This is a genomic window from Paenibacillus polymyxa (assembly GCF_001719045.1).
Taxonomy (GTDB): Bacteria; Bacillota; Bacilli; order Paenibacillales; family Paenibacillaceae; genus Paenibacillus; species Paenibacillus polymyxa_B.
The window spans coordinates 5,140,158-5,159,152 of record NZ_CP015423.1; the positions used below are offsets into that span (position 1 = coordinate 5,140,158).

The 18,995-nt window shown below is 44.1% G+C and carries 18 protein-coding genes; 15 read left to right on the plus strand and 3 right to left on the minus strand.

Annotation, left to right across the window (positions count from 1 at the left end):
* Positions 1 to 103 precede the first annotated feature (103 nt).
* The 9 genes from zwf (at position 104) to AOU00_RS23355 (ending at position 9,206) form a co-directional block, all read left to right on the plus strand.
* Positions 104 to 1,606, plus strand: a complete 1,503-nt coding sequence (zwf, locus tag AOU00_RS23320; protein WP_069291758.1) for a glucose-6-phosphate dehydrogenase — start codon at positions 104 to 106, stop codon at positions 1,604 to 1,606.
* A gap of 54 nt (positions 1,607 to 1,660) precedes the next feature.
* A complete protein-coding gene (gene gnd / locus AOU00_RS23325) occupies positions 1,661 to 2,554 on the plus strand; it encodes a phosphogluconate dehydrogenase (NAD(+)-dependent, decarboxylating) (protein WP_053325295.1) in 894 nt (297 codons plus the stop codon).
* A 156-nt stretch (positions 2,555 to 2,710) separates the two neighbouring features.
* Complete coding sequence (locus AOU00_RS23330) at positions 2,711 to 3,385, plus strand: SOS response-associated peptidase (protein WP_069291759.1); 675 nt, start codon at positions 2,711 to 2,713, stop codon at positions 3,383 to 3,385.
* 378 nt (positions 3,386 to 3,763) lie between these two features.
* Positions 3,764 to 4,972 carry an MFS transporter gene (locus AOU00_RS23335; protein WP_069291760.1) on the plus strand — a complete coding sequence of 403 codons (1,209 nt, stop codon included), beginning with the start codon at positions 3,764 to 3,766 and terminating at the stop codon, positions 4,970 to 4,972.
* Positions 4,973 to 5,027: 55 nt separating this feature from the next.
* Complete coding sequence (locus AOU00_RS23340; protein ID WP_013310026.1) at positions 5,028 to 5,474, plus strand: OsmC family protein; 447 nt, start codon at positions 5,028 to 5,030, stop codon at positions 5,472 to 5,474.
* A 69-nt stretch (positions 5,475 to 5,543) separates the two neighbouring features.
* Complete coding sequence (locus AOU00_RS23345) at positions 5,544 to 6,629, plus strand: lactonase family protein (protein WP_069291761.1); 1,086 nt, start codon at positions 5,544 to 5,546, stop codon at positions 6,627 to 6,629.
* 663 nt (positions 6,630 to 7,292) lie between these two features.
* Positions 7,293 to 7,841, plus strand: a complete 549-nt coding sequence (locus tag AOU00_RS23350) for a VanZ family protein (protein WP_061830374.1) — start codon at positions 7,293 to 7,295, stop codon at positions 7,839 to 7,841.
* A 526-nt stretch (positions 7,842 to 8,367) separates the two neighbouring features.
* Positions 8,368 to 8,523 carry a hypothetical protein gene (locus tag AOU00_RS26735; protein ID WP_172828312.1) on the plus strand — a complete coding sequence of 52 codons (156 nt, stop codon included), beginning with the start codon at positions 8,368 to 8,370 and terminating at the stop codon, positions 8,521 to 8,523.
* 173 nt (positions 8,524 to 8,696) lie between these two features.
* Positions 8,697 to 9,206: a hypothetical protein gene (locus AOU00_RS23355; RefSeq protein ID WP_061830325.1), complete on the plus strand. Its 510-nt coding sequence runs from the start codon at positions 8,697 to 8,699 to the stop codon at positions 9,204 to 9,206.
* A 143-nt stretch (positions 9,207 to 9,349) separates the two neighbouring features.
* On the opposite strand, the gene AOU00_RS23360 is transcribed toward AOU00_RS23355, so the two are convergent.
* A complete protein-coding gene (locus AOU00_RS23360) occupies positions 9,350 to 9,976 on the minus strand; it encodes an FMN-dependent NADH-azoreductase (RefSeq protein ID WP_043882169.1) in 627 nt (208 codons plus the stop codon).
* 241 nt (positions 9,977 to 10,217) lie between these two features.
* On the opposite strand from AOU00_RS23360, the gene murI reads away from it, so the two are divergent.
* From murI to AOU00_RS23390, 6 genes are all read left to right on the plus strand, one after another.
* On the plus strand, positions 10,218 to 11,072 hold the full coding sequence (gene murI, locus AOU00_RS23365; RefSeq protein WP_069291762.1) for a glutamate racemase: 855 nt from the start codon (positions 10,218 to 10,220) through the stop codon (positions 11,070 to 11,072).
* 91 nt (positions 11,073 to 11,163) lie between these two features.
* Entirely contained in the window at positions 11,164 to 12,012 is an 849-nt protein-coding gene (locus AOU00_RS23370) for an aminoglycoside phosphotransferase family protein (protein WP_069291763.1), read from the plus strand.
* 14 nt (positions 12,013 to 12,026) lie between these two features.
* Complete coding sequence (gene fosB, locus AOU00_RS23375) at positions 12,027 to 12,449, plus strand: metallothiol transferase FosB (RefSeq protein WP_061830328.1); 423 nt, start codon at positions 12,027 to 12,029, stop codon at positions 12,447 to 12,449.
* Between the two features lie 59 nt (positions 12,450 to 12,508).
* On the plus strand, positions 12,509 to 13,903 hold the full coding sequence (locus tag AOU00_RS23380; RefSeq protein WP_069291764.1) for an MATE family efflux transporter: 1,395 nt from the start codon (positions 12,509 to 12,511) through the stop codon (positions 13,901 to 13,903).
* A 201-nt stretch (positions 13,904 to 14,104) separates the two neighbouring features.
* Positions 14,105 to 15,085 (plus strand): S8 family peptidase, encoded by a 981-nt coding sequence (locus AOU00_RS23385; RefSeq protein WP_069291765.1) that lies wholly within the window; start codon positions 14,105 to 14,107, stop codon positions 15,083 to 15,085.
* A gap of 155 nt (positions 15,086 to 15,240) precedes the next feature.
* Positions 15,241 to 15,726: a tetratricopeptide repeat protein gene (locus tag AOU00_RS23390; RefSeq protein WP_061830331.1), complete on the plus strand. Its 486-nt coding sequence runs from the start codon at positions 15,241 to 15,243 to the stop codon at positions 15,724 to 15,726.
* Positions 15,727 to 15,882: 156 nt separating this feature from the next.
* Here the strand turns inward: AOU00_RS23390 and budA are convergent, their stop codons facing one another.
* Both budA and alsS read right to left on the minus strand, forming a co-directional pair.
* Positions 15,883 to 16,629: an acetolactate decarboxylase gene (gene budA / locus AOU00_RS23395; protein ID WP_025722973.1), complete on the minus strand. Its 747-nt coding sequence runs from the start codon at positions 16,627 to 16,629 to the stop codon at positions 15,883 to 15,885.
* Between the two features lie 162 nt (positions 16,630 to 16,791).
* The gene (alsS, locus tag AOU00_RS23400; protein WP_172828313.1) at positions 16,792 to 18,495 is read right to left on the minus strand and encodes an acetolactate synthase AlsS; all 1,704 of its coding nucleotides are present in this window, start codon (positions 18,493 to 18,495) and stop codon (positions 16,792 to 16,794) included.
* Positions 18,496 to 18,995: the final 500 nt, after the last annotated feature.

Below are 18,995 nucleotides of genomic sequence, written 5' to 3' on the forward strand. Positions count from 1 at the left end.
ATTTGATTGACTTGCCCCTTATTTTGGGTGTATTATGGGTTACGTTAATTCCTCAGGTAACTTTTAATAACCTCATCTTTATAATGGGAAGAAGGAATAATTCATGGATTCAATGACATTTGTCTTATTTGGAGCGACAGGGGATTTGGCGAAACGCAAAATTTACCCTGCCTTGTATAATTTGTTTGTAGAAGGTAAAATTCCGGCTTCCTTTTCTGTAATTGGGATGGGGCGTCGTGAAGTGGCGGACGAGCAATTTCAAAGTAATGTAGAGCAATCCATTAAGGACTTTTCCAGACACGTGAATGAAGACCGTGCACAGATGGATCAGTTCTTAAGTGCTTTCCGTTACAGCGCATTGAACGTCAACCACCCGGAAGATTATAAAAAGCTGCTACAGCTTGCTGAGCAACGTGAAAATGACTTGGGAATTCCGGGGAACCGCATGTTTTACTTATCGGTGGCACCGGAATTTTTTGATGTGATTGCCCTCAATATTCGCGAGAGTGGTTTAGCTGAAACAAAGGGTTGGAAACGGCTCATTATCGAAAAACCATTTGGACATGATTTGGAATCCGCACGTGAGCTGAATGATCGCCTAAGCAGAACCTTTGCTGAGGATGAGATTTATCGTATTGACCATTACTTAGGTAAGCCCATGGTGCAAAACCTGGAAGCCTTAAAATTTGCTAATCCATTACTCCAAGGAATATGGAACAATCAATACATCGCCAATGTGCAAATTACCGCATCCGAGACTGTAGGGGTGGAGGAGCGAGCAGGATACTATGATCATTCCGGCGCTATTCGTGATATGGTACAAAATCACATGCTGCAGGTGTTGATGATGACGGCGATGAACAAGCCGGGACATGTCACGGCTGATCAGGTGCGTGACGAAAAAAGCAAGGTCATGGACGCGCTTCGTGCGCTTGATCCTTCCGACATTGCTTCCAACGTGGTTAGAGGCCAATATACCAACGGTGAGATCAACGGAAAAGCAGTTCCTTCCTATAAAGAAGAGCCGGACATCGGACCTGATTCGCAAAATGATACTTTCATTTCAGCTCGCCTATGGATTGACAACGAACAATGGTCGGGTGTGCCGTTCTATATTCGTACCGGCAAACGTATGAAAGAAAAATCTACTCGTATCGTCGTGGAATTCAAAAAGGACAGCACAGATCCTTATGCCGCTCAAGGGCAACCGACTGACCCGAACTTGCTGATCATCCATGTTAACCCGGATGAAAAGGTAACGCTGCGTCTGAATAGCAGAGACCCGCTAAACGCTGGTCAACTGGAAACGGTTCTGATGAATTATCATTCCGAGGCTAAGGATGTACCAGAAGCCTATGAGCGCCTCATCTTTGATGCGCTGCGCGGCGATTCCACCTTTTTTGCTCATTGGAACGAAGTTGAGCTTTCATGGGTGTGGGTTCAACCTGTACTGGAAGCTTTTGCTCGTGGTGAGGTTCCACTTCACACGTATGCAGCAGGCTCTTACGGTCCAGAAGCTTCAGATCAATTGTTAGAGGAGCAAGGCTTTACATGGTGGTTGGACGAAAAGTCCGAAAGCTCTGAGAAAGCAGTCGTTCGTTCTTAACACTTATAAGAAAGTATATACAAAATATGTTTGCTACGGCAGGAGGCCTTTACTATGCAAGTAGGATTAATTGGTTTGGGAAAAATGGGCTTGAATCTCGGAAAAAATTTGATCGATCATAAGCATGAACTTGTCGCTTACGACGTCAATGCAGCCGCAATCCAAGAAATGAAGGATTATGGAGCTACAGGTGCTTCTACATTGGAAGAGCTTGTACAGGCAACTCAATCCCCTAGAGTATTATGGATTATGGTTCCTCACCAAATTGTTGATTCTGTGCTGGATCAGCTTCAACCGATGTTGTCCAAAGGGGACATCATTATTGAAGGTGGTAATTCTCATTACAAAGAGTCTATTGCTCGTCATGCCCGTCTTCAAGAATATGGTATCAGCTTCATGGATGCTGGAACTTCAGGCGGGATGGAAGGCGCACGTAATGGCGCTTGTTACATGATCGGTGGCGATCCGGAAGCTTGGGCGGTTGTTGAGCCTATTTTCCGTGACACAGCAGTGGAAAATGGATATTTGTATGCAGGTAAATCCGGAAGCGGACATTTTCTGAAAATGGTTCATAACGGTGTGGAATACGGCATGATGGCTTCCATCGGTGAAGGATTTGAAGTGCTAGAAAAAAGCAGCTTTGACTTTGATTATGAACAAGTAGCGCGCGTGTGGAACAACGGTTCTGTTATTCGCTCTTGGCTGATGGGTTTGACTGAACGTGCATTTTCCAAAGATGCAAACCTGGACGAAATCCGTGGGGTTATGCACTCTTCTGGCGAAGGAAAATGGACGGTTGAGGAAGCACTGGACATTCAGGCTGCAACTCCAGTCATTGCTTTGTCCCTGCTGATGCGCTATCGTTCTCTTGATGCGGACACGTTCAACGGGAAAGTGGTTGCTGCGTTGCGCAATGAATTTGGCGGTCACGCGGTAGAAAAGAAGTAATAACAATATAAGTTAGTATCTAACCCCGTAGCTTCACAACTGCGGGGATATTGCTATATGTGTTGGCGTTTATTGGATTTTTGCAAAACCTGCATATGCATATTTTTCCTTGTATATCCGCACAATAGGTGAAAAAGGCGGAAGGATGAATAGCAAATGTGCAAAAGGTTTTCGTTATCGGCTGATTTGGATGAGGTAAGGGATCACTTTGGTATACAACGGGTGATGTATTATTACAAAACACGCTATAACATGAGTCCCACTCAGCATGTTCCAATTGTGCTGTATCAGGATGGAGAACGGGTACTTGATGAATTTCGCTGGGGATTTATTCCCTACTGGGGCAAGGATTGTGTCAACGCAGACTTGAATACGGTTCGGGTAAATCCGAGTTATCGCAAGATGGCGGAAACCCGGCGCTGTATCATTCCATGCAATGGATTTTATTATTGGCGAAAATTGGGTAAACGCATGTGTGCTGTACGGGTGGTGCTGCCGGAACAGAAGATGTTTGCGGTCGCGGGGCTATATGAAGTATGGCAGGATAGTCGTAAGGAGCCTTTACGCACCTGTACGATGATGACAGTTCATGCCAATACGGATATACGTGAATTCGATACCCGTATGCCGGCTATTTTGGAAGCTGATCATATAGATTCATGGCTAGATCCGTCTGTCCAGAACATAGATGAGCTGTTGCCTCTACTGCGCACATATGAGAAAGGGGACATGAGTATCTATCCAGTGACCCCGCTGGTGGCCAATGATGAACATGATAACCGTGAATGTATTCAGGAAATGGATTTGCAGTGGTCCTGGATTAAACCTTAAACGTATGGAGATTTTCATCCATTATTGATCATAAGCTTCCCGCCGCCTGCATAGGTATGTATTGGGGAACAAGCGTCATGATCCGGGGAGAGGGGAAACGGCCGAAGGAGTATCTCATATGGGATGGAGGCGATTGGAATGAGTAACGATACACTCATCCAGCTGCTGGTGCTCATGGTGACGATCATCGGTCTGGTCCAAAACCGGTAAGTGGCAGGTTCCAGAAGGCGGGAGAATTGCCGTAGGCAATCTTCCGTTTTTTTGTGTTAAAAAGCTCGCAGATTAAGGAAGCTTACGGTACAATAGATGCTAGGCTACAGGTGACAAGACACCTGAATATACGTCTACATACGATATATTTTTAAGGGAGAGCAAATCATGAGTGAATTAACTTCATTACCACCAGCCAAAAAAAGAAAATTGCTGTTTAGCGCAGGGCTCAGCTGGTTGTTTGATGCTATGGATGTGGGGCTGCTTTCATTTATAGTCGCAGCGTTGGCAAAGGAGTGGCATCTGGGATCTGAGCAAATTGGACTGCTAACTGCAATGAATTCGATAGGAATGGTGTTCGGGGCCGCTTTGGCGGGGATTTTGGCTGATCGTTATGGCAGACGTGCCATATTAGTGTGGACATTGTTGATCTTTTCTATTGCCAGTGGATTATCCGCTTTGGCGACAGGTCTCGGAATGCTGCTGGTGCTGCGTTTTATTGCTGGTGCAGGCTTGGGTGGGGAATTGCCTGTTGCTTCGACGCTGGTGTCAGAATCAGTGCCTGTGAAAGAACGAGGGAGAGCAGTTGTGCTGCTGGAAAGCTTCTGGGCGGCAGGTTGGATCCTTTCGGCTCTTATTGCTTATTTTGTTATTCCAAAGTATGGTTGGCAAATGGCATTTATTCTCGGCGCAGTACCTGCGCTGTACGCTCTTTATCTGCGCAGAGCTATTGATGATTCACCGCGTTATAAGCAGCAAAGCGTCAAACTTCCGCTGCGTGCACGATTGGCTTCGATTTGGTCGGGACCCCATCGCAAGTCTACGCTGATGCTGTGGATTTTATGGTTCACAGTTGTATTTTCATACTACGGCATGTTCTTGTGGCTACCGAGCATGATGTTTATGAAAGGTTTCGAACTGGTTAAAAGCTTTGAGTATGTGCTGATCATGACGCTTGCGCAACTACCAGGTTACTTTACCGCCGCCTATCTGATTGAAAAGCTGGGGCGCAAATTCGTACTGATCATCTACTTGCTGCTCACAGCAGTGTCCGCCATTTGGTTTGGCACCTCGGAAACGGCGGGAATGCTGTTGGCTGCTGGTATCAGCTTATCCTTTTTTAATCTTGGTGCATGGGGAGCCATGTACGCCTATACTCCAGAATTGTACCCGACAGCTGTACGTTCAACTGGTGTGGGTATGGCGGCTGCGTTTGGCCGTATTGGAGGCGTTATCGGGCCTTTTGCGGTCGGTATACTCGTAGGACAGGGCGTAGCGCTACCATCTATCTTTGTGATTTTCTTCGTAGCTATCTTGATCGGAGCTGCGGCTGTATGGTTGCTGGGTACGGAAACCAAAAATCAGGAGATTGACTAACCTTTACATTCACCTGTGTAAAGATTCATAATATAAGAGAGAGGAGTGACCTGAAATGGAGCATACCTTTCTGCTCAAGGCAGACTGGAACGGGGGGCGCAACAGCGACGGCCGTATTGAGGCTGGACAGTTGCGGACTGCAATTTCGATCCCGGCTGAGATGGGAGGCCCTGGTGTGGGCACCAATCCAGATGAAATGCTGCTCGGTGCCGCCGCTACCTGCTATTTGATTACGTTGGCGGCGATGATGGAGCGCGCGAGTCTCCCGGTGGCATCACTGGCGCTGGAATCCGAAGGGATTGTCGATGTAACGAACAATATTTTTACATATCGCCGAATTGTGCATCGTCCGCAGGTTCAATTGGCTGCCGATGCGACAGAATCGCAGATCGAACAAGCATTGCGACTGGCAGAGCAGGCAGAAACCTCATGCATGATCTCGCGTGCCGTAGCGGGAAATGTGGCGTTGTCCACAGAGCCCGTGGTGGAGCGCGCCTCTTAAAGCGATATTTGTAACAGGAGCAATCATTCCAATTGCCCATCATTTTTTTAATCCAAGGAGGACACAACCATGACAGCACAACAAAAATTGCTCGTATTTGCAGGCTCTTACGCCGAATTGGAAGGTAACGGAGTTTATTCGTACACTTTTAATGAACAGACAGGAGCACTTACACTACAGGATGAGTTCTCCGGCTTGAAAAATCCTACATTCCTGAATGTGGACGTCAAAAATCGGAAGCTGTATTCCATTGGAGAGACGACTTCTGCTGCAGGAGCGAAAGTAGGCGAAGCCTCTGCTTTCGAAATTGACCCAGTTAAAGGAACATTTACATTGCTGAATCGTGCGGAAAACGTGGGTGCAACAACTTGCCACATTCAGCGTGATCCATCTGATCGTTACCTGATTGTAGTCAGCTACCACGGAGGTATGGTGGGACTGGTGTCTCTGACTGAGGACGGCCGTATCGGTGAGTTGCTGGATGTTAAACAGCATGAGGGCAAAGGAGCGCACCCTGAACGTCAGGATCGTCCACATCCACATTCCAGTTTCTTTAGTCCGGATGGCCGCTTCCTGTTCGTACAAGATCTCGGTCTGGATCTGATCCGCGTTTACACCATTGATGACAGCAAAGGACAACTGGTGTTTCATGGTGAAACAAAAACCCATGCAGGTGCAGGTCCACGTCATTTGACGTTCCATCCGAATGGTAAATTTGCTTTTGTCATTAACGAAGTGGATTCTTCCATTACTTCTTTTGCATATGATGCAGAGGCTGGCAAGCTCACTGAGCTTGAGAGCGTACCGACATTGCCGTCTGACTTTACAGGTGAAAACACAACTGCTGAAATTGCGATTTCGGGGGATGGAGCTTATCTGTACGGTTCCAACCGTGGGCATGACAGCATTGTCGTATACGCTGTAGACGGAGCAACTGGCAAGCTGAGCTTGGTCGAGCATGTATCTGCTGAAGGAGAGCATCCACGCCATTTTGCTTTGACTCCAAGTGGTGACCATATGCTCGTGGCCAACCGCGACACTAACAACATCGTTACGTTCAAAGTGGACAAGGCAAGTGGACGTTTGACCTACACCGGACAACAAGTAACCGTGTCCAAGCCAGTATGCGTACAGCCTTTTTACTTTTCCGTGTAAAAATCGTTTCATTAATATCATGCAGAGTGACTAAGTAACGGTATGCGGCTTGTGACCGCTACGAGAACGGATCATTCTTCCGATCGCTGTTGCTCCCGGATTTCTTGTTTGAATGTTCAAGGGTAGAAATCCGGGGGCAAAGGCGAACGCTCCGCTGCTTTAGTGCTTTTGGCGACTCTTCACTTTTATTTATACAGACTAAAGAAATGAAGGACTATGTATATGTGTGATGGTATCGAGTGATTCACTAAGTATAGAGGATTTTTAGAAAACGGTTCGTAGATTAATCTGCGGACCGTTTTTATTTTTTACCCAGTCGTTTCTAAGAAAAGTCTTATTATATATGAATATACGATAATATTTTATATATATTCTCATAACCAATCGTTTGGACAACGAGCGCGACTTCTTCAGACGTTAATACGGATTGAAGGAGAGATAGAATCGTGATAGACTTTTTTATGGAGTGTCGTCACCTTTCGATTGGTTTGTAGGGGTACAAACGATTTTACCGAGTTGACGACTCATGTTCTACCATTTAGTGGTTAATCTACAGGGCTGTTAGAATGGTTTTACACATTAGGTTGGCTATAGTCAAAGCCGTTACGAATTTATAAACTGAACATCAGAGAATAGGCGGGAAAAATGAAAAATGGAAGAATTATGAATAAACAAGAGAGAATTGTAACAGTCTTTTTATATGGAGTTTTCATTTGTTACATCCTTTTTTTATTTAAATTATTTTTCTTATCAAGAGTTTCACTTTTGGATTTGTTAAATAGTCAAAGGACTTTAGATAGGTCAATCAATCTCATTCCTTTTTATAGTATAAAGGAATATATATTTAGCAACTCTGGCACTATAAAAAATTTCGCTTTTGCTAATGTGGTTGGCAATATAGTTATCTTTATTCCTCTTGGCACATATTTGTCATTATTCAAAAACGATAAAAGAGCAATAACCAATCTGCTATTTATATTCATAGTGAGTTTATTTATTGAAATCATTCAGGGGCTTTTTGGCATTGGAGCATCAGACATTGATGATATAATTTTAAATTGTGTAGGTGGATTAGTTGGTATTTTAGGGTATAAGTTTTTATTGTTTATATTACGAGCTGAGAAAAAAGTACGTACTGTAATCACAATACTTTCAGCAATAGGATTACCTTTTTTATTATATTTATTATTTGTGATCAGATTGCGCCTATGAATATCTTTATTGCATATGCAAGATGATACTCTACACAAAAGGTACGGTATGAATAGAAGCTTGAAAGTTGGGACTCACTTCATGTGGGTCTCTTTTCATTTTAGCCGGGCTTTAACTAGAACAAGACAGATGAAAAAAAGGTTAGAATAAAATTTGGAACTTTGAATTGAAAAACATGACAATGCAGATATAATAAGCTTTAAATTATGAAATAAGATACGAATAATCTCGGCGAGAAAAGGGTACATATGTTATAAGCGGGACGGGACAAGAGCCCCTTGAGCATCTCCAATACGTAATGCAAATTCAATATAAGTGTTAGAGGCTCAAAATGAGAATGGTAGAGATAAGCTGAGTAACGAAGCGGGCAGATGGATTTCGGAGAAGCGATAGCGTTCGCCTTTGGAACCTGATTTTAACCATTAAAATATATTCAAAAAATCAGGTTCCAACAGCGATCGGAGAAACCATCTGTTTGCGTAGTGGGCCTCACAGACCGATAAGAGTATATAAAGGAGAGATTCACATGAAAATTATCATTACACAACAGGAAGCCGTCGACAAAGGAATATGGACAGAGATCATGGGGATGTTTGCTGTAACCAAAGAGGACGAAGTATGGCAAAATGAAGAGTTTATTCTCACCGAAGAACAGGCACGTCAGGTCGGGTTATTAAGATAGCAAAGATAAATAAGACATGTTATCAAGTTTTAAGACCAAGTCTTAAAAAATCGTAACTTCTTTTTTATGTATCTGATACACTTTTTAACCGTGCAACGTTTATGATAAGTACACAAGGGTAATGAAGCTTACAGACACCGTGTACATACCCAAACGGCAAGGAGAGATCAGACATGATGAAACTAGCTTCGAAATGGACCGTATTGGCTTTAATGATGATGCTGATTACGACGGCAGGGGCAACAGCGCAAGGCTACACGCCTGTAGCAGCTGCTGAAAATCAGGAGACCGTATATATAAACCAAATGGAGATTCGTGACGGACAGATTTATTTGTCGGCAGACCCGATTGAATGGTATGAAGGCGCGGCAGCTGACAAAGCATTATTGGAGCATGAAGGAAATACAGGATTGGATGGAGCTCCAGATGGCTACTACATCGTAAACAATTCCGTGCAAAATGACGTTTATCAGGTTGCACCAGATGCTTCGGTAGAGGTGCAGATTTATGATCACACGGGTAACATAGAAGATACAGACGTGCAATGGAACGAATCGATTCCTCTGGCACAGTTTGAGAAAGATTTTGCTAAAAAGGACGTTCTGGACCTCAGTCAATTTCCATACCATGTTACGCTTCGTGAGGGTAAAGTTGTAAAAATCGTGCAGCAATTCATTCCTTAAAATAGAAGTAATCTCATTTCACAAACACGTGCTTTCACTTGATTATAGATCAGGGGAGCACGTGTTTTTTATACTTTATAACAAAAAAGAGGATATCCAGCCTATATAGGGCGCGGATATCCTCTTCTCTTCATAATATATGATTAGAACGATTTTGCTGTGTCCACTGCACGTTGTACGGCAGAAGCAACGATTTCTTGTGCTTGATCTGGAGCTTGGTTATGTCCTTCCAGAACAACTTTCACGATGTCTTTCACTCCGAAGAAGGATAAGATGTTGTTCATGTAGTTCAAAGACATTTCAGCTGCAGCAGCTGGTCCTTCGGAATAAACGCCGCCTCTTGCATTCAACAGGGCTACTTTAGTTTCAGTTACGAGACCAACTGGACCTTCAGCAGTGTATTTGAATGTTTTACCAGCCTGGTTCAGGTAATCAATGTACGTATGCAGTACAGCTGGAATCGTCATGTTCCAGAGCGGGAAAGCAAATACGACTTTGTCTGCTGCCAGAAATTGATCCAGGTAGCCATTAGCGATGTTTGCTAGGCGAGCTTCTTCTGCGTTCAGCTCCATGCCTCTAGCGGATTTGAACGTGCCGTTGATCATGTTAGCGTTCAAATAAGGAAGCTCGACGGAGAACAGGTCCAGCTCAGTGATTTCATCAGTTGGGTGGGAAGACTTGTAGCTTTCTACGAAGGCGTTATACAATTTAACTGTTGCAGATTCTTCAGCTGTACGATCATTAGCTTTGACAAATAATACTTTAGACATGATTTATTTCCCCCTAAGTAAGTTGAATAAGTAAGTTAAGTTAGTAAGTTACCACGTAATATTACAATATAAAGATAATATCTGTCAACACTTTTATATTAAATTTACTTTGAAAAGCAACTTTATTTTTTACACTGTAAATTTTACGTGTTTCTTTTGCAAAATATCAGTTTTGCGGTAAAATTTAAATGTAAAGTCTTAATGAAGAGAATGGTTTGAGTAGGCGAAGAAGAAAATGAACATGGTGTCTGCAAGATATGGCACAATAGTTGAACGAAAAAAGGTGAGTAGCTTGAAGATAGGTTTTTTTGATTCAGGATTGGGTGGAATTACAGTATTGTCCGAGGCACTAAGACGTTTGCCAAACGAAAATTTTGTATACATGGCGGATACGCTTCATGTGCCTTACGGGACGAAAACTCCTCAAGAGGTGCTTGGTTATGTCAAGGCTTCAGTAGAAACGATCCTTAAAGAAGATGTTAAGGCATTGGTCATTGCCTGCAATACGGCTACAAGTATCGCAGTTGCGGAGCTAAGGAAGGAATATCCTATTCCGATTATTGGTATGGAGCCAGCTGTGAAGCCAGCGGTCGAGATGAACCGAGCCAATGGTAAAAGAGTTCTGGTGTTAGCCACACCATTGACGTTGAAACAATCTTGTTATGCAGCGCTGGTATCCAGGGTTGACGATCATGGGAGCGTGGACTCACTACCTCTGCCGGAGCTAGTACATTATTGCGAACACTTGAATTTTGACCGGGCAGAAATGTTCGAATATTTTAACCGTGAGCTGTCTTCGTTCAATCTCGACATATATGGCACGGTGGTATTGGGATGTACTCATTATCCTTTTTATAAGGAAATTCTAAGGGAACTACTACCTTCTCATATTCAGTTAATTGACGGGAGCCAGGGAACAGTTAGACGGTTGAAACAGGTGTTGTCTGAGCGTAATTTGCTGGAACCTTCGCCAAAATCCGGTCCATCGCAGGAGGGACACATTACATTTCTATGTTCTAGTCAGGATGAGGCCTATGTGCATAAGATGGAGCGGGCGCTTGAAATCTATGCGGAGCATGAAAAGATTTATTTTTAAAAGAAGAGTGGCTGGCGAACGTGTGGGAGCTAAATGAAATATCCAAATCGCCAGCCGCATTGTGGATCAGACGCATGGAGGGAGGCGTGAGATGGATGTTCAACTGATCCTGAATGAGCTTCACGAAACGGGCGTGCTTGAAAGCCATATGCGAAATCTCAAACCGCTGACTGGCGGAACTTCGAGCAAAGTGGTAGTTGTCATGGACGGAACTAAGCCACGATACGTGATTAAGCAAAATGATCCCGCTGTCGTAGAAGCCGAGGCAGAATTCTTACATACCTATGTACAGATTGAGAAACTATCGCGTTTGGTTTATGTAGATCCGTTGCACCGTTATTTGGTATACACGTTCAGGTCAGGGTTCACACAGTATCATGGAAGAAACAAAAGCGATTTGTTGCTTCGTCTGGCAACGGAGGTGATCTCGCACTACAAGCCTTGTGGTGAGGAACGTCATTATGGTTATCCGGATCACCCGTTTGTGGAATGGAGAGATTTTCTGCTGCACAGAACGAAGGAATCTGGAAAGATCATACAAGGCGTTTTACCCCGAGAGAATCATTGGTTCGTTCATACCCTTGTGGCTGGATTGCCGCAACGTAATATTAAATATTTGCTTCATGGTGACTGTGGGGTACATAATTTTGTGTTTACCGAAAACGGCACATTGACGGGTATTATTGACCCTGATCCAGTGGTAGGAGAACCTCTGTATGATCTGATATACGCCTTTTGTTCTTCACCGGATAGGCTGACCGTCGATACTATTTTGCCTGCCTTAGAGAAGCTTGAGCCGGAGATGACAGGGGAATACGAGCTGAACAGGGAAGTGTTACTGGGATTATACTTTCGTATAGCTACCTGCATTCGCCATCATCCTAAAGACCTCGATAAATATACAGAAGCGTGGACCTACTGGCTAGACAGGGTACGCTGAAAGGAATAGGGAACATGAGCATACAAGGGTGGAATCATATTTGCTTTTCCGTGTCTGATTTGGAGAAGTCTATACATTTCTATCAGAATGTACTAGATGGAAAACTGCTCGTTAAAGGACGTAAGCTGGCTTATCTGGACTGTCTGGGAATGTGGTTGGCTCTCAATGTGGAAGAGGATATCCCGAGAAATGAAATTCATCATTCTTATACGCATATTGCATTTTCGATAGCGGAAGCTGATTTTGAGAGTATGCTCAACAAGCTGAGAACTTTTAATGTTACCATTTTGCCTGGACGAGAGCGGAATGAACAGGATAAAAGATCGGTCTATTTTACAGATCCAGATGGACATAAGTTTGAATTCCACACAGGACAATTGCAGGACCGCTTGGAATATTATAAAAAAGATAAAAAGCATATGACTTTTTATGATTGATTAATTGACGTGTAGGTATTAAGTAATAATTGGGTCGCATTTAGGAGGAATACGGAAGGATGTCACTTTCTCAGGAAAACGGTTCCAAGCAAGCACAAGTCGTTAAAACGATGACGGTTTTTGCAATCACTTGGCCGATCTTTATAGAGATGTTGTTTCACATTTTGATGGGTAGCGTGGATACGTTCATGCTAAGCCATGTTTCTGATGAGGTTGTATCGGCTGTGGGGGTGTCAAGACAGTTGATTGAATTTACGATTATACTTTTCAATCTGCTTGGTCTTGGTGTAGGTGTGATCATTGCTCAGCTATTGGGGGCGCAAAAGCATGTGGATGCAAGCCGTGTTACGGCTTCGGCACTAACCTTTAATCTGGTGTTTGGTCTGGCGCTGAGCTTGATGTTTATTGTGAGCCGGGATTTTTTACTATCCTTTTACCATATTACCCCGACGATTAAGGAAAATGCAGAGATTTATATGATGCTAGCAGGGGGTTCGCTGTTTCTGGAAGCGCTTATGCTAACCGCAGGTCCGGTTATTCGATCGCATGGTTTTACTAAAGATACGATGATCGTGGGCATTGGTATGAATATATTGCATATTGTGGGGAATGCGCTGCTCATTTATGGCTGGTTTGGTCTGCCGCAGATGGGAGTGGCGGGTGCAGCGATTTCAACGGTTATTAGCCGTGCTGTAGCATGTGTCTGGATTTTTCTACTGCTGTACAAGCGTGTGAGTGCGCCGATTCGCATCCGGTATTATGTACAGCTTCAATGGAGTAAGCTGGTAGCCATCCTGAAGATTGGTATTCCTGCCGGGCTGGAATGGTTGTCTTATCAACTTAGCCAAATGATGGTGACCCGGTTTGTCAGCTTTATGGGAACAACAGCGATCGCAACCCATTTTTATACGAATACAATTGTGTACTTTTTTATGGTATTTGGAATGGCTGTAGGTGAGGGGACGGAAATTATTGTTGCCCGCCTGATTGGAGCAGGAGACAAGGAAAAAGCCTATCATCAACTTTTACGGAGCCTAAAATGGTCTTTGGTCATTACGATTGCTGTGATCGTGGTAGTATCCTTTTTCCGATATGAAGTGATGGCGATCTTTACAGATGAGCCGGCGATCATTCAATTAGGGGCAGCGATTTTGCTGTTCTGTATACTGCTGGAGCCGGGCCGTGTGTTTAATCATGTTGTCATTAACTCCTTGCGAGCAGCGGGAGATGTTCAGTTCCCGTTAATGATGGCCATTATTTCAATGTGGGGGATTAAAATCCCGCTAGCATATGTGCTGGGTATTCATATGGGATATGGTGTGCTGGGTGTGTGGATTGCACATGCCTGCGATGAGTGGGTACGAGGCATTTTCCACTATTTACGCTGGAAGGGGCGGAAATGGCAGCACAAATCGCTGTTATCTAAGGCTGAACTTCAGGCGGAATCAGTCTAAGGCTGAAAGAGATTCTACAACAGACATTCTCCAAGCAAATTGGGGGATGTCTGTTTTTTTACAAAAATAAGCAAAATGGGGATGTTCAAACTTTTCAAAAATTGCTAGAATATAGTAACCTCGAACGTAGTAGAGGTTTTCAAAGTTTCAAAGTTTCAAAGACGGATGGTTTCCGATTGAATCCATGAAGGAGGGAATAGGATGGAACGTAAAGTGCATATCATTCCTTACCAAGTGATCAAGCAGGAGCAACAAGTGAATGAAATACCGCGAGGGGTAGAGCTGATTCAGGCTCCTGCGGTATGGAACCAGACTCGAGGCCGAGGCGTGAAGGTGGCGGTGCTGGACACGGGCTGTGATTCGGACCATCCTGATTTGAAGGCGCGCATTATTGGCGGCCGGAATTTCACGGATGATGATCAAGGTAATCCGGAAATTTTCAAGGATTACAACGGTCATGGTACGCATGTGGCGGGAACTATTGCGGCAGCAGAAAATGCGGATGGTGTCGTGGGTGTTGCTCCAGAGGCAGACCTGCTCATCATCAAAGTGCTAAACAAGCAGGGCTCCGGTCAATATGACTGGATTATTCAAGGCATCTATTATGCGATTGAGCAAAAGGCAGATATCATATCGATGTCACTTGGCGGTCCTGAGGATGTGCCAGAGCTTCATGAAGCAGTAAAAAAGGCTGTAGCTAGCCAAATCTTAGTCATCTGTGCAGCTGGAAATGAGGGAGACGGTGACGACAGAACGGACGAGCTCGGCTACCCCGGTTGCTATAATGAAGTGATTAGCGTAGGTGCTATCAACTTTGATAGGCATGCCTCAGAATTCAGTAATTCAAATAATGAGGTGGATTTGGTTGCACCGGGAGAAGATATTTTGTCCACCGTTCCGGGCGGCAAATATGCGACCTTTAGCGGAACTTCGATGGCTACTCCGCACGTAGCAGGTGCATTGGCGTTGATTAAGCAGCTGGCGAATGCGAGCTTTGAGCGTGATCTTACCGAACCGGAATTATACGCACAACTCATCAAACGCACGATTCCACTCGGCAATTCTCCTAAGCTGGAGGGCAACGGTCTACTGTACTTGACGGCAGTGGAGGAGCTTTCTCGTATTTTCGACGCGCAGCGTGTAGCGGGAATACTAACTGTAGGATCATTGAAGGTTAAATAAACCGTAACTTCAACTTCGGATATATAGCGGCTCTCCTAAAGGGAGGGTCGTTTTTTTTGATTTCAAATCTTAGGAAAAACTCCATTTACATTGCATTCAAATGTCGGGTAACATATACCTCAAAGAAAGGCATGAGTCAGAAGTGGAGGATGAATATGAACGATATCATGGCGCAAGCTGACGAGCTTAGACGAACAGGGCAAGCAGAGAAAGCACGTAAGCTTCTTTTAAAGGCATTAGAACAGCAGCAAAATGATGCAGAATTGTGGTATCAGACAGCTTGGACACATGATTCATTGGGCTTAGAGAGGGAAGCGGTTGCCTATTATGAAAAAAGCCTAGGTATGGCGTTATCCGCAGAATCAAGGAAAGGAGCCATCCTGGGATTAAGCAGTACATATCGTGTATTGGGAGATTACGCCAAGGCGAAAGCGTGGTTGGACACAGGAATGAACGAATTTCCGGATTACAGACCGTTTCGGGTATTTTACGCGATGGTGTTATACAATCTGGGGGAATACGGGAAAGCCATGCAGGAGCTGCTAATGGAGGTGGCTGAGACGACCTCGGATTTATCTACACAGGAGTACTCACGTGCTATTCAATATTATGCAGATAAACTGGATCAGATCGAGGCATAGGTGAACCGGAGTGAGAGCATAAGCAGTAACGTATATATATGCTCGCACATAAAAAGATCACAGTCAGAGAGCAGTAATTCTCTTCCCTGACTGTGATCTTTTGCTGTTTATTGTTTAGCTATAGAGTCCGTAACTTGATGAGTTAAATAACTGTGATTACTGCGCACCTTCAGTAACGGCAATTTCTTTCTCCAGGTTTTCTCTGGACAGGTTGGCCTTCAAGTAATCCGGGGTATCGGGCAGGACCAGATGCAGATTGGATTTTTGACAAATGCGGATGGTACACTTTTCGACGATAAAATCAAAGACATGCCCGCCACCAGTGCGTTCATCGTTAATAAAATGCAGATGAAATCCGGCTACCCCAATACCTTGAGCATAGGCAGGTGTCCAAAAACCTGTAATCACGCCGGAAGCCTCATTAAAAGTGAAGGTAGGCTGTGACTTGGTCGCTTCGATAAAAGGTTTGTATGGTTTAACTTGGTGAGGCACTGTCCGTGTCTTTACTTCATGAAAAGTGCCATCCATACGGAAGGCATAGAACAGATTACGGCTTGGAAACAACGTTAACAGCAGAGCTTCCAGCTCTTCACGATGCATAGGGCGGTCAATAGTATATGTGAAATCTTCCTGGAAAAAGGTGACGGTGGAAAAAGGTGTAGTTTCTTCCGGTTTTACGCGATGGGCCGTACCGTCTGGAAGCAAGTGATAAAATTCACCATCGAACGCGATCATCTCGCCATTCAGTTGATCAAAGGTACCAATTCCGAAATCCCCGTGCTTTTGCAACTCCTCAAAGGCAACAACTCCGTCATAAAGACCATCTAATAGAGCAAGCATAGTGGATGTTTGGTAAATATCATGATCAGCTTCTTGCTTGGTTTCCAATTGCGCAACGGTCATGGCAATACACTTCCTTTTATAATTGTATGCATTTATTTTCTTTCTTTTTCAATAATAAACGTAAAATTTCAGTAAATAACATGAATAACTCAAAAAAATCATAAAAAAAACGTTATACTCCATAATTGTCATAAAGCCGTCACGACTGAGACATGGTTAAGGTTAGTTTAATTGGTTAGGCAGCAGTTTACGTCCCAACTGGATGTTATCCTGATAATCAATCGGAATATCGACGACCACAGGACCATCGGTATGAAGTGCCTGCTGCAATACACTTTCTAGTTCTTCAGGAGAGTGCACGCGTAATCCAGTGGCGCCGAAGCTTTCAGCATATTTCACTACATCAACATCTCCAAATTTTACACCAGACGTTCTTCCGTATTTAATCTGTTGTTGAAAAGCGACCATGTCATAGGAACCATCTCTCCATACGATATGCACCAACGGTGAGTTAAGACGTACGGCGGTTTCGAGCTCCATGGATGAAAAAAGAAATCCTCCGTCTCCAGAAATAGAAACGACTTTGTGACCGGGATTGACGAGTGTGGCAGCAATCCCCCAAGGCAGCGCTACGCCTAGCGTCTGCATTCCGTTGCTGAATAGAAGGCGCCGCGGTTCATACGAACGAAAATATCGTGCCATCCAAATATAGTGTGAACCGACATCACAGGTGACTGTGACGTTATCATCAATCAGGCTGCGCAGTGTACGAATAAATTGCAATGGATGAATCAGAAAATCATGCTTGTGTGCGGGAACAGCCGCTTGCTCGTTTAAATCATGGCGCAGACGATTCAATTGGTCGCAGGAGGATTTAGGTAGCTTTAAGGTAGGTAATTCTTCTGCAAGGCTACCCACAATCAGGGCTATATTTCCGATTAGCTCGTAGTCCGGTTGATAATCATGATCAATATCGGCTTGATGGTCATCCAGATGAATGAGTGTTCGGTTTGCCGGAATGTTCCAGTTTTTTGGATCGTATTCGATAGGATCATAGCCAATCGTCAGTACCAAATCTGCGGCTCCAAGAAGCATATCACCCGGTTGATTGTGGAACAGACCCACTCTTCCAAAATAGTGGTCTTCTAGTTCACGGGAGATGGCTCCAGCGGCCTGGAAGGTTTCGACAACAGGCAGATCTGTATCTCGGATGAGAGCACGGATAGCTGCGGTGGCTTCAGGCGTGCTGGCTTTCATGCCAAGAAGAAGTACGGGCAGCTTGGCTTTTTTGATTTGCTCTGCGACTTGTTTGATGAGTCCGGCGGGTGCGGTTCCGAGTTGGGGAAGAGAAACCTTCTCAATGACTGTTACTTCAGATGACGAAGTCAACACGTCCTGCGGCAGGCTGACGAATGTGGCTCCAGGCTGGGCTGAGGTCGCAATTCGAAATGCATTAGCAATTGCTTCCGGTACATTATCAGGATGTTCTACTTCTACACTGTATTTGGTGATGGGTTCGAATAGTCCGGCGTTATCCATGGATTGATGCGTGCGTTTCAAGCGTTCGGATCTTGGGACTGCACCCGCAATGGCGACGACAGGATCACTTTCTGCATTAGCGGTGACAAGTCCTGTCGCCAAGTTAGATGCGCCTGGACCTGAGGTAACAATGCATACGCCCGGTTTACCGGTTAATCGACCGACTGCCGCTGCCATAAAGGCGGCATTTTGTTCATGACGACATACGATCAATTCGGGCCCCCGATCTTGAAGAACATCAAAAACAGAATCGATCTTGGCACCTGGAATGCCAAAAATATGGGTAACCCCTTGCTTGATCAAGCAATCGACAACAAGGTCGGCTCCTTTTGTATCGGATATAGTTTTAGTTTGAACAGCTTGCACTTTTGTACTCAATGCTACCACCTCTTCTTCTTCTCTGTGAAATAACTAATGAAATACTTTTAATGTAAATCAATGGATGTATATTGCAATTATAATACAATAACTGGTATTTTCAAGAAAGAAATTTTCAGAAAAAAAGAGAAAAATATATAAAACGTTTTCAAAGTTTGATCTATCAAGGAAAATTAAAATTGTGGAATTTTCTTGTGGTGTCGGTCATCGAGAAGGTATAGAACAGATCTGTCCCAAATGGAGGCAGATCATTTTTATCCGCTCACATGATAAAAATCACTTTCCTCTACAAAGGATAGCGGTTACAATGTAATTGTTGTTAACGTAAACATTAAATTTAAGGCGAAGCAAACCAGTATGACATGATGTACAGGTATCATATTATAGTTGTATTGTCCTGTACAAATCATATGGATTTCCTACTGCTATGGGGAATGTAATTGTTAAAAGGCAAGTAGTATATCGAACATTTTTGTTAACGTTAACAAATTGCTAGGAAACACGATTAC